The organism is Polymorphobacter multimanifer (assembly GCF_014205635.1).
Taxonomy (GTDB): Bacteria; Pseudomonadota; Alphaproteobacteria; order Sphingomonadales; family Sphingomonadaceae; genus Sandarakinorhabdus; species Sandarakinorhabdus multimanifer.
Genome location: NZ_JACIIV010000021.1, coordinates 37,651 through 54,713, shown reverse-complemented (window position 1 = coordinate 54,713; position 17,063 = coordinate 37,651). Strand labels below are relative to the sequence as shown.

17 protein-coding genes are annotated in these 17,063 nt (G+C 61.1%); 11 read left to right on the top strand and 6 right to left on the bottom strand.

Going from position 1 to position 17,063, the window contains the following annotated elements:
- The first annotated feature begins 127 nt into the window (after positions 1-127).
- The 7 genes from FHS79_RS13925 (at position 128) to FHS79_RS13895 (ending at position 5,602) form a co-directional block, all read left to right on the top strand.
- The gene (locus tag FHS79_RS13925) at positions 128-415 is read left to right on the top strand and encodes a hypothetical protein (protein WP_184201303.1); all 288 of its coding nucleotides are present in this window, start codon (positions 128-130) and stop codon (positions 413-415) included.
- Entirely contained in the window at positions 412-855 is a 444-nt protein-coding gene (locus FHS79_RS13920; protein WP_184201300.1) for a periplasmic heavy metal sensor, read from the top strand. Before FHS79_RS13925 ends, FHS79_RS13920 begins: the two co-directional genes overlap by 4 nt.
- On the top strand, positions 852-1,448 hold the full coding sequence (locus FHS79_RS13915) for an RNA polymerase sigma factor (RefSeq protein ID WP_243453301.1): 597 nt from the start codon (positions 852-854) through the stop codon (positions 1,446-1,448). The genes FHS79_RS13920 and FHS79_RS13915 overlap by 4 nt, the downstream gene beginning before the upstream one ends.
- Before the next feature lie 83 nt (positions 1,449-1,531).
- Positions 1,532-3,106, top strand: a complete 1,575-nt coding sequence (locus tag FHS79_RS13910; RefSeq protein ID WP_184201297.1) for a TolC family protein — start codon at positions 1,532-1,534, stop codon at positions 3,104-3,106.
- Positions 3,103-4,467 carry a multicopper oxidase family protein gene (locus tag FHS79_RS13905; protein WP_207792362.1) on the top strand — a complete coding sequence of 455 codons (1,365 nt, stop codon included), beginning with the start codon at positions 3,103-3,105 and terminating at the stop codon, positions 4,465-4,467. Before FHS79_RS13910 ends, FHS79_RS13905 begins: the two co-directional genes overlap by 4 nt.
- Before the next feature lie 56 nt (positions 4,468-4,523).
- Complete coding sequence (locus FHS79_RS13900) at positions 4,524-5,048, top strand: DUF305 domain-containing protein (RefSeq protein WP_207792361.1); 525 nt, start codon at positions 4,524-4,526, stop codon at positions 5,046-5,048.
- Positions 5,045-5,602 (top strand): hypothetical protein, encoded by a 558-nt coding sequence (locus FHS79_RS13895; RefSeq protein ID WP_184201294.1) that lies wholly within the window; start codon positions 5,045-5,047, stop codon positions 5,600-5,602. Before FHS79_RS13900 ends, FHS79_RS13895 begins: the two co-directional genes overlap by 4 nt.
- Positions 5,603-5,718: 116 nt before the next feature.
- Here FHS79_RS13895 and FHS79_RS13890 read toward each other — a convergent pair whose 3' ends face one another.
- Entirely contained in the window at positions 5,719-6,768 is a 1,050-nt protein-coding gene (locus FHS79_RS13890; protein ID WP_184201291.1) for a Fic family protein, read from the bottom strand.
- 110 nt (positions 6,769-6,878) lie between these two features.
- On the opposite strand from FHS79_RS13890, the gene FHS79_RS13885 reads away from it, so the two are divergent.
- Complete coding sequence (locus tag FHS79_RS13885; protein ID WP_184201288.1) at positions 6,879-10,292, top strand: DEAD/DEAH box helicase; 3,414 nt, start codon at positions 6,879-6,881, stop codon at positions 10,290-10,292.
- Positions 10,293-10,692: 400 nt separating this feature from the next.
- The gene (locus tag FHS79_RS13880) at positions 10,693-11,514 is read left to right on the top strand and encodes an IS5 family transposase (protein ID WP_184201285.1); all 822 of its coding nucleotides are present in this window, start codon (positions 10,693-10,695) and stop codon (positions 11,512-11,514) included.
- Positions 11,515-11,544: 30 nt separating this feature from the next.
- Here the strand turns inward: FHS79_RS13880 and FHS79_RS13875 are convergent, their stop codons facing one another.
- Both FHS79_RS13875 and FHS79_RS13870 read right to left on the bottom strand, forming a co-directional pair.
- Complete coding sequence (locus FHS79_RS13875; RefSeq protein WP_184201282.1) at positions 11,545-11,835, bottom strand: type II toxin-antitoxin system RelE/ParE family toxin; 291 nt, start codon at positions 11,833-11,835, stop codon at positions 11,545-11,547.
- Positions 11,828-12,073 carry a type II toxin-antitoxin system ParD family antitoxin gene (locus tag FHS79_RS13870; RefSeq protein WP_184201279.1) on the bottom strand — a complete coding sequence of 82 codons (246 nt, stop codon included), beginning with the start codon at positions 12,071-12,073 and terminating at the stop codon, positions 11,828-11,830. Before FHS79_RS13870 ends, FHS79_RS13875 begins: the two co-directional genes overlap by 8 nt.
- Before the next feature lie 239 nt (positions 12,074-12,312).
- On the opposite strand from FHS79_RS13870, the gene FHS79_RS13865 reads away from it, so the two are divergent.
- Positions 12,313-12,801, top strand: a complete 489-nt coding sequence (locus FHS79_RS13865) for a hypothetical protein (protein WP_243452894.1) — start codon at positions 12,313-12,315, stop codon at positions 12,799-12,801.
- A gap of 157 nt (positions 12,802-12,958) precedes the next feature.
- A complete protein-coding gene (recD2, locus tag FHS79_RS13860; protein WP_184201276.1) occupies positions 12,959-15,151 on the top strand; it encodes an SF1B family DNA helicase RecD2 in 2,193 nt (730 codons plus the stop codon).
- Positions 15,152-15,154: 3 nt separating this feature from the next.
- On the opposite strand, the gene FHS79_RS13855 is transcribed toward recD2, so the two are convergent.
- The 3 genes from FHS79_RS13855 to FHS79_RS13845 all read right to left on the bottom strand — a co-directional run bounded on the left by FHS79_RS13855 (position 15,155) and on the right by FHS79_RS13845 (position 16,968).
- Positions 15,155-15,592, bottom strand: coding sequence for a hypothetical protein (locus FHS79_RS13855; RefSeq protein WP_184201273.1), 438 nt, complete (start codon positions 15,590-15,592; stop codon positions 15,155-15,157).
- 14 nt (positions 15,593-15,606) lie between these two features.
- Positions 15,607-16,257 carry a hypothetical protein gene (locus tag FHS79_RS13850; RefSeq protein WP_184201270.1) on the bottom strand — a complete coding sequence of 217 codons (651 nt, stop codon included), beginning with the start codon at positions 16,255-16,257 and terminating at the stop codon, positions 15,607-15,609.
- A 192-nt stretch (positions 16,258-16,449) separates the two neighbouring features.
- Positions 16,450-16,968, bottom strand: a complete 519-nt coding sequence (locus tag FHS79_RS13845) for a hypothetical protein (RefSeq protein WP_243452893.1) — start codon at positions 16,966-16,968, stop codon at positions 16,450-16,452.
- Between the last annotated feature and the right edge of the window lie 95 nt (positions 16,969-17,063).

Below are 17,063 nucleotides of genomic sequence, written 5' to 3'. Positions count from 1 at the left end.
TGATACGCAGCCAGCGCACCTGGCCCTCAAAAACGCGGCCGACGCCCAAAACTTGGGCAAAGCTGCCGGCGATTTGAGGGCCGTTTGCTTGATGTGCGTATCTAGCGTGTCGAGGCGGGAGAACGAGATGACAGACAGTATCGATCGGGCGTTGCAAATGCTCGGGCAGTCGGCTCTGCCGCTGGCGTCGGACGATCTTCAACGCGGCGTGATGGCGCGGATCGACGTGAGGGTGCGTGCGCGTGAAGCGCGTCCATCGTTTGGGGTCGGTTTGGGCGCCGCCGCGGTGGCGATGACCATTGGGTTGGCCAGTGTCAGTGTCACGCCGGTGCCAGAAAAGGTGCCGCTGGAACTGTCGGTATTTTCCGCAAAGGCGGCGTTTGCGCCGGCGACACTGCTGGCGACTGAAGGATGACGCCGAGGCTGCGTCATGCGCTGCTGGTCGCGTTGATCGCTTTTTGCGCCGGGCTCGCCGGCGCCTGGGTCGGGCGGACAATTTTACCTGCGCCAGAGTCTCCGCCGGCCGAGCTGCATGATTTTCTGCATAATAATCTCGATCTCGATGCTGGTCAGCGCGCCAGGCTCGAAGCTCTGGAGTCCGGCTTCGGGGTCAAAAAGCGCGCGCTAGAGGCCGAACTACGTTCCAACAATGCTGAACTTGCCCATGCCATCGACGTGGAACACGGCGAGGGGCCAGAGGTGACGGCGGCGGTCGACAAATCGCATCAGGTGATGGGCGAGCTACAGAAGGCGACGCTCGCTCACATATTCTCGATGCGGGCGCTGATGCGCCCCGACCAGGCGGCAAAGTTCGACGCCGCCGTGACGCGGGCACTCACCGCTGAAGGAAAGTGAAACCTTCCGACCGCCAGGTGGCGGTAAGGCATGACCTTGAATTGTGTTCCGACGGCGAGTTGGCGGTGCTGGCACTCGATCGGGCCAATGCGGCGTTCGCCATTTTGATGCAGCGTTACGAGACCCGTATCTACCGCCTTATTCGCAGCTATGTCGGCCAAAACAATGACGCGATCGATCTTGTTCAGGAAAGCTTTGTTGCAGCCTGGCTTGCGCTGAGCACCTATGACCCCGCGCGGCCATTCGGCACCTGGCTGGCAAGGATTGCCATCAACAAATCGCGCGATTGGGGGCGGCGCCGCGCGGTGCGTGCGTTCTTCACTTTCGCGGCGCCACTCGGCGGTGATGTGCTGGAAATCCCGGATGAAAGCATCGCGGCCGACATAACCGTCAGCGATCGACAACGTATGGCGGCGGTGGCGCGAGCGCTTCCGCAATTGCCGGCCCAGCTGAAGGAGCCGCTCATTCTCTGCACCGTCGATGGCTTGTCCCAAGCGGATGCCGCTTCTGTGCTGGGGATCAGTGAAAAAGCCGTCGAGACGCGGATACGTCGCGCCCGGGCGCGGCTGACGGTGATTTTGGGCGACACTTGAGGGCCGCTATCCTGACATGCGTATAACCCATGACGGTGGCGCAGCCGCACATCAGGGAATGCAGCAACAGTGTTGATCGGCAAATGGTGAAGCAAAAGGGCTTGGTCGTCAGCCTCGTGTCGATTGCCGTGTTGCTTTCGGGCTGTGCAACAGTGCAGCCCGGGCTCGATCCGCCGCAAATCAACCGGCTACTGGCCGCGCGCGGCGCGCCGCAACTGGGGTGGGAGCAGAACGGCAGCGGCGCCGATGAAGCGCTGGTTACGAAATGGCTCGGTGAGCCGATGACGGCCGAGCGCGCCGTTCGGGTCGCCATGCTGCGCAGCCCGCGGCTGCAAGAGGAATATGCCCGGCTCGGCCTGGCGCGCGCCGATATCATGGAAGCTGTTCAGGTCGCCAATCCACGCTTCACAATCGGGAACCTCAATGCGTTGGGGGGTCCCGGTAGTCAGCTGACGCTGGGGCTGGCGATGCCGCTGGTTGACCTTCTTGTCCTCCCGGCCCGTGCTCGGTTGGCCCGGTCCGACTTTGAACGTGCCAAGCTGGCTATTGCGGCCTCTGTTCTTGGCGTCGGGTTCGATGTCGAATCGGCCTGGTATGATTATGTCGGCACCCAGCAAGTCGCCGACATGCGGGCGGCGGTTGCGTCGGGCATGTCAACATCGGCCGAGCTAGCCCGGCGCTTCTACGCTGCCGGTAACATCAGCGAACTCCAGCTGAAGCGCGAGGAAGCTGCCGCTGCTCAAGCGCGGATCGGGGCCGCGCGCGCCCTGGTGGCGGCACGCATGGCGCGGTTGCACCTGAATACGACCATCGGCCTGTCCGGCGCCGATGCCGAATGGCAGACGAGCGACCGGCTGCCGTTGCCGGTCGCCGCCGAGGACGATCCTGTCTTGCTCGAAACCATGGCGAACCAGGGCAACCTCGCTCTCCTGGCGCAGTCGCGCGAGGTCGATATCCTTCGCGACGCTGCCGGCATAACGCGCAAGACAAGACTGATCGGCGATGCCCAGATCGGCTTCGAGCGCGAGCGTGAAACCGACGGCTCGGTCATCCAGGGGCCGACCGGCAGTATCGAAATCCCGATCTTCAACCAGGGCGGCGCTCGGGTTCAGCGCGCCGAAGCGCGTTATCTCCAGGCCCGCGCGCAATTGCTGGCGCTGCAGCTGAAGACCGACAATGCCGTGCGGCTCGGCGCAGAGCGGGTGCGCGTGCTCAGCGATATCGTCAAGACCCACCGCGACGCGCTGATCCCTGCGCGCGAGACAGTGGTCGAACGCAGTCAGCAGGAGCAGAATTTCATGCTGATCGGCGTTTTCGAACTGATCCAGGCCAAAACCCAGGAATATGACGCCTATCAGGGTTATCTGGAAGCGATCCGCGACTATTGGCTGGCGCGCCTTGACCTGATGCGCGTCGTCGGGGCGCGGCTGCCGAGCGAACAGGAAGCCACCGGCCAGACGCCAAGCGTCAGCGAAATCCTGACACCGCGCGGCATTGCTATGGACCATAGCGGGCACGGCGCGGCAGGCGGTGGGGCAGGGGTAGCGCCCCAACCCATGGCTGACATGCCGGGCATGGATCATTCCGCGCACGGCGCGCCGGCAGCATCGCCCGAGCCGCCGCCGCCCGCTCACCGACATCCAGGAAGCCCATCATGATCGTCGATCGTCGCAGCCTGCTGCTCCGCACCGGCGCTGCCGCTGCCGCCCTTGTCGTCGCCGATCGCGCCGCGGGGCAGACACATGACATGGCCGGGATGGACCATTCGACGATGGACCATTCCGCGATGCAGATGCCGGCTACGCGCCCGCCGGCACCAACGCCAACCGGTCCGCGCGATCCGCGCTACACGCCGGTTCGGACTCTTAATGGGTGGACCCTGCCGTGGAAAATGGTCGACGGCGCCAAGGAGTTCCATCTGGTGGCAGAGGAGATCGTCCACGAATTCGGCCCCGGCTCAAAGGCAACCTGCTGGGGCTATAACGGCTCCACCCCCGGCCCAACCATCGAGGCGGTGGAGGGCGACCGGGTGCGCATCTATGTCACCAACAGGCTGCAGGAACACACCACCGTCCACTGGCACGGCCTCATCCTGCCATCGGGCATGGATGGCGTCGGCGGCCTCAATCAGCCGCACATCAAGCCGGGCGAGACCTTCGTTTATGAATTCACGCTGCGCCAGCACGGCAGCCATATGTACCACCCGCACGCCGATGAAATGACCCAGATGGCGTTCGGTATGATGGGCCTGTTCATCATCCATCCGCGCGGAGGGGAGGCGGTGCCGATCGATCGCGACTATGCGTTCATCCTGCACAATTGGGCGCTGCATCCCGGCACCTGGCGGCCCGACCCTTCGGTGATGGTGGATTTCGACCTGTGGACGTTTAATTCGAAGGTCTTTCCCGCCATCGACCCGATCGTCGCGCGGACCGGTGATCGCGTCCGCATCCGCATGGGCAATTTGTCGATGTGGAACCACCCCATCCACCTCCACGGCGTCGAATATGTCGTGACGGGCTCAGACGGCGGTCGCTGGCCGCAATCGCAGTGGCGGCGCGATGTCACCAGCATCGTCGGCGTCGGCCAGATGCGCGATATCGAATTCACCGCCGTCCCCGGCGACTGGGCCTTCCACTGTCACATGGCGCACCACACGATGAACGCCATGGGCCACGGCGTGCCCAACCCCACTGGCGTCGATCAGGATGATCTCGAAGCCAAGGTAAAGGCGATGCTGCCGGGATACATGAAGATGGGCCGAAACGGCATGGCTGAGCACCAGGAGCACACCGATGGTGGCCACCCCGGCCCCCCCAACACCATGGCGATGATGGTCGGAAACGGCCAGTTCGGTAATATCGAGATGGGAGGCATGTTCACCACCGTAAAGGTGCGCGATGATCTGGCGCGCGGCGATTACCGGGATCCGGGCTTCTACCAGTTTCCAAAAGGGACCGTCGCACGCCGGGTCAGCACCGACCCGAATTTCGGCGCGCCGGTGCGCCGCAGCATCTGACGCTCCACGGCGCAGAGCTGACAACTGTCCAGATTGGATGACACGGGAGACGGGCAATGCAGGAACAGAGCGACAAGATGAAAATGGGCTATGGCCGGTTCGCCGCGATGATCGTGACATCTACGGTTGTCATGTTCGGGCTGATGTACCTCAATAGCTATGCGCTCGACCACGTCTTCTACAGCCAGACCCGCACCTGGATGGCGGTCTATATGGGCGCGGTGATGGCGGTCATCATGCTGGGCTTCATGTGGTCGATGTATGCGAACAAGCGCACCAATCTGCTCATTATTGCCGGCAGCGTGATCGTGTTCGCGGGCGCGCTCTGGCTGGTGCGCAGCCAGGAAACAGTCGATGACGTTTCCTGGATGAAGGCGATGATTCCGCATCATTCGATTGCGATCATGACCAGCAAGCGCGCCCACATAAAGGACCCCGAGGTCCGCAAGCTCGCCGATGGCATCATCAATGCGCAGGTTCGCGAAATTGCCGAGATGAAGCGCATGATCGCCAGACTGGAAGCGACGCCGACTCCGAAGGGAGCAGCCGACCTTCCCGCCAACCAGGAAATTTCACAATGATGCGCGCAGCTGTTTGGACAGGTTGGGTTTTGCTGGGCACCACGCCATCAATGGCGCAGCCGGTTGATCCTCATGCCGGTCACGCCATTACCGAAGCGGCAGCCCAACCGGCGATGGATCATAGCATGATGGACCATGGCGGCATGCATATGGCGCCAACCCCCAAAGCGATGGTCCGCACGAATATCGGTCCAGCAGAATTCGCGCTCAAGGCCTTCTCCGACGCCCTCGAGGTCGGCAACCGCAAACTCGCAATCGCCCGCCTGGCACCCGATCTTACAGTCGTCGAAGATGGCGTCGAGGAAAGCCGGGCCGATTATATCGGCGGGCATCTTGCCGCTGATATTGAGTACCAGAAATCCGTCAAGACGGTGCTGCTCGAACGCACTGTTCTCAACGATGGTCCATCAAAGGTACGGATCGTGTCCAAGATCCGCATGATTGGCAATCGCAGCGACAAGCCGACCGATACGGTGATCGAAGAAAACGCCGTATTGGCGAAGATGCCCGATGGTTGGAAAATTATGCGTCTCGAATGGATTTCCGCACAGTAACGGGCTTCAGTCGCATCAAAGTCCTAGTTGAGGACCAAAACCCAATATAGAATCTTGATAATTTATCTTATGTTAAATAATATCAGTAGCCTAGCCGCGTCGATTTCACAGAAAAATCACGGAAGACTATACCAGGTAGAGCGTCCGCCGCCATGACGAACAATCATGCCCTTCGCCACCAAACCACTGAAAACTGTCTTCAGCGTATTGGGACTGCCCCCGTGTTCGCGTACCATATCTCGTGTCGCCACGCGGCCATGCTCCTTGGCGTAGTCGAGGATGTGCACCGCAAGCATGGGGAGCTTTGCCAGAGCGTTCTTCTCGCGCTCGACTTTCACCGCCAGGTGCCGCTTTTGCGTCTGGAGGGCGCGCATGAAAAACAGCAACCAGGGCTGCCAGTCGGGCGCTTCGCTGTTTATGGTAGTCTGCGTCTGGCGGAGGCCTAGATAATAGCCTTCCTTGTTGCGCTCGATGACGCTTTCGAGCGAGCTGTAGGGCACATAGGCGTAGCCGGCCTGCAGCAAAAGCAGGGTCGTCAGGACACGGCTCAAGCGACCGTTGCCATCCTGAAAAGGGTGTATTTCCAGAAAGGTGACAACGAAAAGCGCAATAATGATCAATGGATGCAGTCGCCTGAGATCGCGTTCCTGTGTGAACCAGGCGACGAGTTCCGCCATTCGGCGTGGCGTATCGAACGGGGAAGCCGTTTCGAATACGACGCCGATCATCCTGCCGGATGAGTCAAAGGCGCCAACGTCGTTTCGCACCTTTTTGTATTCGCCACGGTGCCGCTCATCCTTGTTGCTGTGGCGCAGCAGATCGCGGTGCAACTGACGGATGTGGTTTTCGTTGATGGGGATGTCTTCCCAGGCATGAAACACCGTTTCCATGACGTTGGCATAGCCAGCGACTTCCTGCTCGTCGCGGCTGTCGAACGATTTGATCTCCAGCTTGGCGAGCAGTTGCTCGACCTCGCGGTCGCTGAGCTTGCTACCCTCTATTCGGGTTGATGATCCGATGCTTTCAATCGTTGCCACGCGTCGCAGGGCGTTCAAACGCTCTGGTGCGAGGGTACCCAGCAAGCGCCAGGCGCCCTTGAACTCATCGAGTTCCGAGAGCAGCGCCAGCAATTCCGGCGTGATATGAATGGTGCCTGCGTTGAGCATACCGGACTTCATACCGGATTAGACCGGAATGTCCACCCGAATAGAGACCGGATTAGACCGGATACTAACCTTCATGGCCTGGTGGGGCGCTGTATCGGCGATGCCTGCGCTTGATCGCAACGCGCGGCATCGGGCATGTTGATGCAATGATACCGCCGATCACCAACGCGCTGATAGCGGATGCTATTCAAACGACCAACATGGTGAGCGCCGGACACGCCTATTGGCTGCAAGGCCGGGTGGGCGCGCTGGACATCGATATGGGCCTGGCATTGATATCCGCCGAGGTCAGGGGCGGTGTGGCCAAGCCCTATGAAGTGACCATTTTATTTCCCGATAACGTTGGGGGTCCTATGGAGGCCCTTATCGACTGCTCCTGTCCGGTCGGGTTCGATTGCAAACATGGGGCGGCCGTGTTGTTTGCGGCGCAAGCTCAACAGTCCACTGCGCCGGGGGCGTCACAGCATCTTGCGCGCGTCGCGCCTCAAGTGTCTGTCCGCCCGGTGCCGCTACCACAGCCGCTGCTACAATGGCTCGCAGAGGCGCAAAGCGAAGTCCAGGCTGCAAAGCGCAGTGTTTTCGATCTGGTCTATGTTTTTGCGCCGCGCGCGCTGCATGATGGAAAGAGCAAGAAGGGCAAAGCTCTCCCCGCAGCTGGCGAACCACTGGCGCAGCGTCTGGTGGTGAGCGTTTGGCTGTGGGGGCAGGACGCTGGCGGCCAGTTTGGTCGCAGCCAGCCAAAATGTCTCCAGCCCAGTTCCTATGCGCTACGTGACGGAGGTCTCTCGCTTGGACCGGTAGACCAATGGCTGGTCCGCCGCATGAGCAACTATGGCGGCGATCTCGACAACCACGGCACACCAAAAGGTGCGGCCGGTGGCGACTGGATCGAGAAGGTCATCGCCACTGGCCGGGCGCGCTGGCGCAAGGCCGACGGGCCGGTGCTGCACTGGGGCGACGATCAAGCGGCACAATGGCGCTGGGTAACACTCGCCGGCGGAGAGCAGCGGCTTGCGTTGTATGGCCTTGCTCAAAGCCAGATCCTGCTCGCGACAGCGCCGCCGATCGTCGTCGATGAAGAGACCGGCTTGATGCACCGGGTGCAATGCGATGCCGAAGCCACGCTTGCCCAGCGCCTGTTGCTGATGCCGCCAGTTCCGCCGGAGGCAGTTGCGCAATTGGCAACCCAATGGCCCGGCATTGTCGGCGCTGCGGTGCCGGCGCCCGAATTGGACAATTTGCAGAACCTCGGCCGCATTGCCCCAGCGCCGGTGCTGACATTTGTCCAGGAAAAAGTCGATGCCATCTCGCCTCGCCGCCGGGGCTATTACTCATCGTCTACCTATAAAGCCGACATGGCCATCACGCGGCTGAGCTTCGATTATGCCGGCACCCGCGTCACGTCATCGACAAATGGCGCCGATATTACCAGCAACGGGGAAGCCGGCTTTGTTCGCTTTAGCCGCGACCTAGCGGCGGAAGCGCAGGCGCTCGATCGGTTGTTTTCGCATGGGCTCATGCCAGTGGAAGCGTTCGACGAGATCAAGACCAGGCACGCCCAGCGCTGGGATTTTGCACCGCACCCGCTTGCAGAGGCAACGGACTTTGCCGCGTTCATGCAGACCGCACTCCCGCCGTTGCGCACCGAGGGTTGGCGGATCGAATATGGCCCGAAATGGCAACTGACCCTCATCGACGTGGGTGGCGACGACATGCAGTTCGATGTCGCCCCTTCTGGCACAGACTGGTTCGACATTAGTCTTGGGGCTCGCATCGATGGCAAGGTTTTCGATATCCTTCCCATGCTGCGCCAGTTGCTGGCGCTCTACGGACCAGCGCTGCTTGAGCAGGCGGGCGACACCATCACCGTCGCGATTGGTCCCGGCAAGCTCGCGCAACTGTCGACCGAGCAGATCAAGCCGGTGCTGGCGACGCTGCTCGACATGGCGCTGCATGAACGCGAAGCCTCCGGGCGCCTGCGTCTTCCGAGCAGCGACATTGCAGTGCTGGCCGATCTGGAGAACGCCAGCACCGGCCATATTGGCTGGCGCGGCGGCGATGCACTTCGGCTGCTTGCTCGCGCGCTCACCCGTATCGAGATGGAAACAACCGTCACTCCAGTCAGCTTCAAGGCGGTACTGCGGCCTTATCAACAGCAAGGGCTGGACTGGTTGCAGGCCCTTCACAGCGCCGGGTTCGGCGGCATGCTTGCGGACGATATGGGGCTGGGCAAAACCGTGCAGGCCCTGGCGCATATCGCTACGCTCAAAGCTGCCGGCAATCTCGGCGCGCCCGCGCTGATTATCTGTCCGACCTCGGTGCTGCCCAACTGGCAAGCCGAGATCGCCCAGTTTACGTCAGAACTTCGCGTTGTGCTCTGGCATGGTAACGACAGGCAAAGCCAGAACGATAGCCTCGCCGCGGCCGACATCATCCTGTCGAGTTACCCCCTGCTGCTCCGCGACCAGAAGCTGTTCGCCGCGCAAAACTTCGGCTTGATCCTTTTCGATGAAGCCCAGGTGTTGAAAAACCCCAAGACCGCAGGCTTCAAGGCCGCCAAGACGCTGAAAGCCGCGCAGGTGATTGCGCTGTCGGGAACGCCTGTCGAAAATCAGTTGACCGACATCTGGAGCCTGACGGACCTCGTGACACCCAATCTGCTCGGCCCGCTCGACCAGTTCAAGCGCATCATCGACAAACCGATCACACGCGACAATGACCTCGCAGCCAAGGCGCTGCTGCGCCGGCGCCTCAAGCCCTTCATGCTCCGCCGCACCAAGGACGAGGTGGCCCGCGATCTGCCGGAAAAGACCGAGATTCCGGAATGGATCGATCTCGAGAAGAACCAGTTGGCCAGCTATGAGAGTTTGCGGCTGCTGATGCAGAAGCGGGTCCGCGACGAGATCGCTCGCGTTGGCCTGCTCAGATCGCAAATCGTCTTCCTCGATGCGTTGCTGAAGCTGCGCCAGCTCTGCTGCGATCCGCGGCTCGTGCCGCAGTTGAGTGGCAAAGGCGCTGGCTCGGCAAAGCTCGCCCGGCTTCTCGAAATGCTGCCGGAATTGCTTCGCGAGGGACGCCGGATTCTGCTGTTCAGCCAGTTCACCTCGATGCTCGACCTGATCAAGCCCGAACTCGACGCGTTGCAGATTGCGCATGTTGAAATTCGAGGCAGCACCCAGGACCGCGAAACCCCGGTCCGCCGGTTTCAAGCCGGCGAGGTTCCGCTCATTCTCGTCAGCCTGAAGGCCGGTGGCACCGGGCTGAACCTGACCGCGGCCGACACCGTGATCCTCTACGATCCATGGTGGAACCCGGCGGTGGAAGCGCAAGCGATCGACCGCGCCCATCGCATCGGTCAGTCAAAGCCTGTCTTTGTCCACAGACTCATCGCGCGTGACACGATCGAGGAGAAGATCCTCGGCCTTCAGGACAAAAAGCGTGCATTGGCCGCGATGCTCTGGGAAGGCGATGATGCTACGCCGGCCAAGCTGACCGAGGCGGATATCGATTTTCTGCTTGGGTGACATGCCTTCAGCAGCAGGGATGGATTGCCGCAAACCAGTGTGACCGTGCTGCCGAATTCGGCGATGGCTATGGATGGGTACATTCCCGTTTTGTGTCATCATTCGAAAGTTTCGACACCGTCAATTACACTACATAATATCAATGAGTTATAGTAGAACTGTCATAACAGACGTTGCTATGGCTGGACCGGCTCTGGTTGAGAAGTATGTTTCTCTCGCAAAGGAAACCAGCAGCGATGATCGGGTCTGCGGGCACCGCCAGGTCACGGTGCTTAACTTGATGGTTCTTACGTCAGAGGCTGACCCAAAAGTAAGTTGAGTGATATCAGTCTGTTGCGCTTGACGTGCTGACGCATCGTTGATTCAGGAGGTTTTGCGAAGAACTTTCTGGAGATCAATGATGTGGACCGATACCACCCGCGCCATTCATGCGCGCAAGGGGTTGGCTTTGCCAAGCGATTTGACGGATGCGGAATGGGCTGTGCTCGAGCCGTTTCTGCCGCTGGCCTTGCCGGGTGGTCGGCCACGCAAATGGCCGACACGGCGACTTGTGGAGGCGATGCTGTATATGCTTCGAGGCGGTCTCCCGTGGCGGATGCTGCCATCCGGGTTTCCGCCGATGACGACGGTACAGCGCTACTTCTACGCATGGCGCGACAGTGGTGTCTGGCAGAGGATCAACCATTATCTGCTGATGGATCTGCGCGTTGCCGAGGGTCGCGAGGCCGCGCCCAGCGCCGGGGTCATCGACAGCCAGAGTGTGAAAATCACGGAAAGCGGCGGTGTTCGGGGTTACGACGCCGGCAAGAAGATCAAGGGCCGCAAACGTCATATCCTCACCGATACCTGCGGCTATCTCGTTCACGCCGTGGTTCACGCCGCCGATATTCAAGACCGCGATGGCGCGCCGCTGGTGCTGGCCGCCATCATCCAGCGGTTCCCCTGGCTCCGGCACGTGTTTGCCGATGGCGGCTATGCCGGCGACAAGCTCAGGAATGCCCTGGCCAGGATCGGAACCTGGACGCTTGAGATCATCAAGCGATCCGATACCGCCAAGGGCTTCGAACTGCTGCCACGCCGATGGGTGGTGGAAAGAACCTTCGCCTGGCTGAACCGTAATCGGCGTCTCGCCAAAGACTTCGAGCAAAAGATCGAAAGCGCCACCGCGTGGCTGTTCCTCGCCTCCGTCCAGTTCATAACACGCAGAATCGCAAGAGGTTAATCCAAATTAGCGACCTTATGAGTCAGACTCTCAGAGATGGCGCGCAGCGTCCATGCGCTGGTGTAGAATGCGGATGACCGCGATTCCATAGTCCGTCGGCTTCAGATAAATTACGTGGCTGCCAACGCTTTGGCGGCGGTAGCCGATCCGTATCCTGTCGCATTGCTGCGCTCGTTGCGGCGCTCGCGCCAACATAAAAAGTGTTTTCTCGAGGGCTTCGTCATACTCAAGCGCCTTCGTTAATCCCCATGCCGCGACACTCCGATCAAATATCTTGTTCAGGTCCAGCTTGGCCGCCGGACTAAGCCGGAATTCAGCCATGCTGGGCAATCTTGCGCTTTCTGAAGGCATCAAAATCAAAAGGCTCAGGCTCGCCGCTGTCTTCGCCTGCAATCAAGGCCTGGCGAAGGTCCTGCATTGCGACGTCACGCTCCTGGGCGCGGCGGATCAGGTCACGAATGGCTTCGCTGTCGTTGGTGTAGCTGCCACCAGCGATCTGATCGGCAATCCAGGCATCCTGCTGATCGGTCAGCGTGATAGTTTTGCGTACCGTGCCCACTGCTTGCCCTTCCAAAATAACTCGGAAATCATACTATTGGTGCATATTGGCGCGATCATTCCTGTAAATCAAGTGATACGGGGGCGTTCGCGTCAGGCTTTGCGAGACAAAGTTTTCATCGCTTCGGTCACTAAGCCCCCTCGAACGCCGGTCGCCGGGGCACAACGGCCTTTGCGCTGAATTGGGAATGTCCCGGAAACTGAATTTCGCACAATTTACCTCTTTTGTTCTCCAGCAAGATGACTCATAGAATCGTCATGCCGATCCGCCCAAGCCAGCGTTGGTTCTACCCCATCGACTGGCGCGAACTGTCGCAAGTCATCCGCTTCGACCGCGCTGGCGGTCGCTGCGAGCAATGCGGGCGACCGCATCTTCAATGGGTCATCGTCGGCCCGGATGGTGTTTGGTGGAATGAAGAACTGCAAGGATGGCGGGATCATCGCGGGCGGCGGACGCGGACATTGCCCTCCCTTGCCCACCTGGTCGCGCTGCAACCAGCGTTTTCAGGCTTCACGCCGCCGCCATTGCCAAGGTCATATGTGGTGCTGGCCACCGCCCATCTGGATCAGAACCCCGGGAACAACGCTCCGCACAATCTCGCGGCGCTTTGCCAACGCTGCCATCTCGCGCATGATCGATCGGCACATCGCCGGCAGCGCTGGGTTACCCTGTTCTATCGTCGTGCGCTCGGTGACTTGTTCGCTGGTCGCTATCCAGAAGGGCGTTAAAATCTTCTCGCCTGTGTTGCTACAGATTTGAGGCAAAGCCGAACAACCAAGCGTTTGCTTTCGGCTTCGGCTTCAGGTGGCGGTCCGGATATCAGTCGACCCTTATGATCTCGCCGCCGGACTGGCAGGCGGCCGGCTTAACACCCATAGTCCGAAGATGGCCAATGGTGTCGCCTCCTCATCGCAGCCAGCCCGGCGGCCCGGCGCCGAGCCGCTTTCTGGCGCTGTCGAGCGCATCACCTTTCACAGTGCCGAGACCGGCTACTGTGTGCTGCGGGTCAAAGTGCGCGGCCAGCGGGATCTCGTGACGATGGTCGGCCATGCCGCTGCGATCGGCGCTGGCGAGCATGTCGAAGCAATGGGTGTCTGGATCAACGACCGTCAGCACGGCTTGCAGTTCAAGGCAGACTCCATTCGTACAACAGTGCCGACAACGCTTGAGGGCCTCGAAAAGTATCTTGGCTCCGGGATGATCAAGGGGATCGGACCAGTTTATGCAAAAAAGCTGGTGACAGCGTTTGGCCAGGACGTGTTTGACATTATCGAGCGCGAGCCGGCGCGGCTGCGCGAGGTTACCGGCATCGGTCCGGGACGCGAGGCAAAAATCATTCGTGGCTGGACCGATCAGCGCGCCATCCGCGAGATCATCGTCTGGCTTTACAGTCATGGCGTCAGTTCGGCGCGGGCAGTGCGGATCTTCAAGACCTATGGCGAGGAAGCGATCGCGATCATCATGGCGGACCCCTATCGCCTGGCGCGTGATATTACCGGCATCGGCTTCAAGACCGCCGACGCCATCGCCGCCAGCCTTGGCTATGGCAAGGATGATCCACGGCGTGTCCGTGCCGGCGTCGCCCATGCACTGACCACGGCAATGGATGATGGCCACTGCGGTCTGCCGGTGCATGATCTGATCCGCTCAGGCGCCGAGCTGCTCGAGGTCCCGGCACCGCTCATCGAACTCGCGGTGGCGGCCGAGCTTGCCGCCGGTGAGGTCATTGCCGGGATCACTGACGAGCGCGAGGTGATCTTCCTTGCAGGGCTGTTCCGCGCAGAACAGGGTATCGCCGAACGGCTGCGGCGATTGCGCGAAGGACCTCTGCCATGGGCGGCGATCGATGCGGCAAAAGCGATTCCATGGGTCGAGCAAAAAACCGGCGTGACATTATCGGCGAGCCAGTCGCAGGCGATGCGCCTCGCGTTGACGTCGAAGGTCTGCGTCATCACCGGCGGCCCCGGCGTCGGCAAGACAACGCTGGTCAATGCGGTGCTCAAGGTGCTTGCAGCGCGCAAGCTCGACATTGCCCTGGCGGCGCCAACCGGGCGGGCTGCCAAGCGGCTGTCGGAATCAACCGGCATGGATGGCATGACACTCCATCGCCTGCTCGAGACCGATCCCAAGGAGGGCGGGTTCAAGCGCAATCAGGACAACCCGCTGGGTTGCCAGCTGCTGGTCGTCGACGAAACCAGCATGGTCGATGTGCCGCTGATGAACGCCATGCTCAAGGCCCTGCCGGCCGCAAGCGCGCTGTTGCTCGTCGGCGACGTCGACCAGCTGCCCTCGGTCGGCCCAGGGCAGGTACTGAAGGACGTGATCGCCAGCGGGGCCGTTCCCGTTGTGCGGCTGACCGAAGTCTTCCGCCAGGCAGCAACGAGCCGGATCATTGTCAGCGCGCACCGGATCAACAAGGGGTTGATGCCCGACCTGTCGGCCCGGGACGAAGGCGATTTCTTCTACGTTCCCGCCGACGATCCCGGCGAAGTCGCCGACAAGGTCGTCGAACTCGTGTCGCGCCATATCCCGCGGCGGTTCGGGTTCGACCCGGCACGCGATATTCAGGTGCTCAGCCCGATGCAACGCGGCGGTGCCGGCGCCCGGGCGCTGAACGCGCTGCTGCAGGGGCGGCTGAACCCGCCGACAGACCAGGCGATCGAGAAGTTCGGTCACCGGTACGGCCCCGGCGACAAGGTCATGCACATCATCAACGACCGCGAGCGCGACCTTTACAACGGCGATCTCGGCATCGTGACCCGGGTCGACCATAGCGAGGGCGAATTGACCGCCCGGTTCGGCCAGACCGAGACGGTATTCGATTTCGGCGAACTCGACGCGCTTCAGCTGGCCTACGCGATGACGATCCACAAATCACAAGGGTCTGAGTACCCGGTGGTAGTGCTGCCATTGACCATGCAGGCCTACACCATGCTCGGCCGCGAATTGATCTACACCGCCGTTACCCGGGCGCGAAAGCTGCTGGTCATCGTTGGACCCACAAAGGCGCTGGCGATCGCGGTCAAGCGCCGCCAGCCACGGCGGTGGTCGCTGCTGCGTGATCGGCTCTCGTCGTGACGCTCATCGCAGCAAACCGGGCTCGGCGATTTCTTCGGCCTCTTCGGTCGTGGCATAGACCTCCTCGCGAATGATCCTGTTGGTGATCTCGAGAAGGTGGGCCGACAGTGCGTCGCTGAGCGCCTCGAACTCGGGCCAAAGCACACCCTTTATGATGCTCGCCGGCGCCAGGACCATCACCGTCTGGCGGTGCATGCGCGAATAGCGGAAAGGCTTGAGCCCATAGCGGCGGCACAGGGCCGTAAAGAGTTGCCGCGACCAGGGATCCGGGATCGAGAATTTGAACTCTTGCGCCTTTTCGCGCTTGCTCGTCTCGGCAAACTGTCGCCGGATGCGATCGGCCGCGGCGCCAGCGGCCGCCTTTTCACCAGGGGTCGCAGCGCCCGCAAACAGCGCTTCGATCTTGCGCAGCTTTTCGCGAAGGCGTTGCTCGGCGTCCATATCCCGACCTGGGTTCAATGGCGGGTCGACGGCGGTGCGGTAAAGCCCGCGCCCCCCTTCCCCCGAGCCCCCACACACGAAACAACGGCGGCGTGGATTTCAGTCTCCATAATGCCGGTCAAGTCGCGCAGGTTCTTGATGGTCTGCTTGATCTCTTCGCGATCCTCAGGTTCGCCCTTTGTGCGTTCGATCAGATTAGCGATACCGAGCATTATGGCTCTGATTTCACCAAGGTTGGTGACCGCCACATGAGCGCGCTTGGGAAGGCTGGTTTCGTTCTCGCCATTGAAAAAGGCTTCAACGAACCCTTCGACCTCTTGGGCGCGGATCATGCCGAAGTTGCCAAGATTGGCGCTGGTCGGCTCCAGCGGCACCCAAATGGCGCGAAACGGCGCCCTTGGATTCTGATGACGGGCGAGTTCGTTCCACAAACCCATGATCAACGCGCCGAGCAATTCGTTGACATCGTCGACGCTGTCGAATTCAGGCAATTCTCCGCCCCACAGACTGGCGACCACCGTCATCGGTTTCAGATCAGGGTCGAGGCAGGCAATGCTGCCCAGAAACCGTGTCCGGACCGCATGGAAGGGAACCGGACAGGCGTGCCGATCAAGCAGCGCGCGGATTGCTCGCTCGCTTGAAGCTCTGGTTTTCGACTGTGCCATCGGGCTCCCTCGCAGGCATGGATCTTGGGACAAGTCCTGCTGCCTTGGCCCGGTGTATCGAGATTGTATATCGCCGTCGCAGCGGACTTCCATTATTTTATGACCTAGTCGGGGATGGTCTGGCTGGATCTCGCTGGCTTAGTCCGGCGAGATTTCCTTTCCGCTTTGAGAGCCATTCCCCCGGGTTTTTTCCTATCCCATTCTCCCGATCCGCTCCGCTGTGGCCTTTATGATCTGCTGCACCAGCGCCTGGGTTTGCAGCGGCAGTTCGGCGGACTGGAACTGGTAGATCAGTTTTTCGAGGTCGTCGGCCCAGCGCCACCGCGCGGTGGTCAGCCGGCCCTGATTGTCGCCGCGCCCATCGTCGGCGGTAGCCTGAAAGTCGCGCTCCAGATCGGCGGCCGCGCGCAGGACATGGACCAGCGCTGTCTTCAGTGGCTCTGGCAGATCAGGCAGATCGCCATAGGGATGCGTGCCGGACATCGCCATTGTCTGGTTCTGCTCGGACACCTCTTCCATCAGCATGGCGTAGCGCCCGAAGCCGGGGAACCGCTGGCAGAGTTTTCGCAAGTCGCGGTCGGAGGCGGTGTTGTAGATCATTTGCAGATCCGCCATGTGGCCCATCATCTGATTGGCCAACGCCATGCCGGTGACGCCCTGTTTTTCCAGCTGGACGACACGCAGATCGATCGCAGCGACGATCTGGCTCATCCCCGGCATCTGACCCCAGCCCCTTCGCTTCAAACGATCGACTGCACAGTGCCAGATCCGGGTGCGATCAGCAAAGCTCTTCGAACAGCCCCTCG

Bases quoted from the DNA above. Each gene is read 5' to 3' on its own strand.
- FHS79_RS13925 (WP_184201303.1), top strand. From the start codon at position 128: ATGACAGACAGTATCGATCGGGCGTTGCAAATGCTCGGGCAGTCGGCT.
- FHS79_RS13920 (WP_184201300.1), top strand. From the start codon at position 412: ATGACGCCGAGGCTGCGTCATGCGCTGCTGGTCGCGTTGATCGCTTTT.
- FHS79_RS13910 (WP_184201297.1), top strand. From the start codon at position 1,532: ATGGTGAAGCAAAAGGGCTTGGTCGTCAGCCTCGTGTCGATTGCCGTG.
- FHS79_RS13905 (WP_207792362.1), top strand. From the start codon at position 3,103: ATGATCGTCGATCGTCGCAGCCTGCTGCTCCGCACCGGCGCTGCCGCT.
- FHS79_RS13900 (WP_207792361.1), top strand. From the start codon at position 4,524: ATGCAGGAACAGAGCGACAAGATGAAAATGGGCTATGGCCGGTTCGCC.
- FHS79_RS13895 (WP_184201294.1), top strand. From the start codon at position 5,045: ATGATGCGCGCAGCTGTTTGGACAGGTTGGGTTTTGCTGGGCACCACG.
- FHS79_RS13890 (WP_184201291.1), bottom strand. From the start codon at position 6,768: ATGCTCAACGCAGGCACCATTCATATCACGCCGGAATTGCTGGCGCTG.
- FHS79_RS13880 (WP_184201285.1), top strand. From the start codon at position 10,693: ATGTGGACCGATACCACCCGCGCCATTCATGCGCGCAAGGGGTTGGCT.
- FHS79_RS13875 (WP_184201282.1), bottom strand. From the start codon at position 11,835: ATGGCTGAATTCCGGCTTAGTCCGGCGGCCAAGCTGGACCTGAACAAG.
- FHS79_RS13865 (WP_243452894.1), top strand. From the start codon at position 12,313: ATGACTCATAGAATCGTCATGCCGATCCGCCCAAGCCAGCGTTGGTTC.
- recD2 (WP_184201276.1), top strand. From the start codon at position 12,959: ATGGCCAATGGTGTCGCCTCCTCATCGCAGCCAGCCCGGCGGCCCGGC.
- FHS79_RS13855 (WP_184201273.1), bottom strand. From the start codon at position 15,592: ATGGACGCCGAGCAACGCCTTCGCGAAAAGCTGCGCAAGATCGAAGCG.
- FHS79_RS13850 (WP_184201270.1), bottom strand. From the start codon at position 16,257: ATGGCACAGTCGAAAACCAGAGCTTCAAGCGAGCGAGCAATCCGCGCG.
- FHS79_RS13845 (WP_243452893.1), bottom strand. From the start codon at position 16,968: ATGAGCCAGATCGTCGCTGCGATCGATCTGCGTGTCGTCCAGCTGGAA.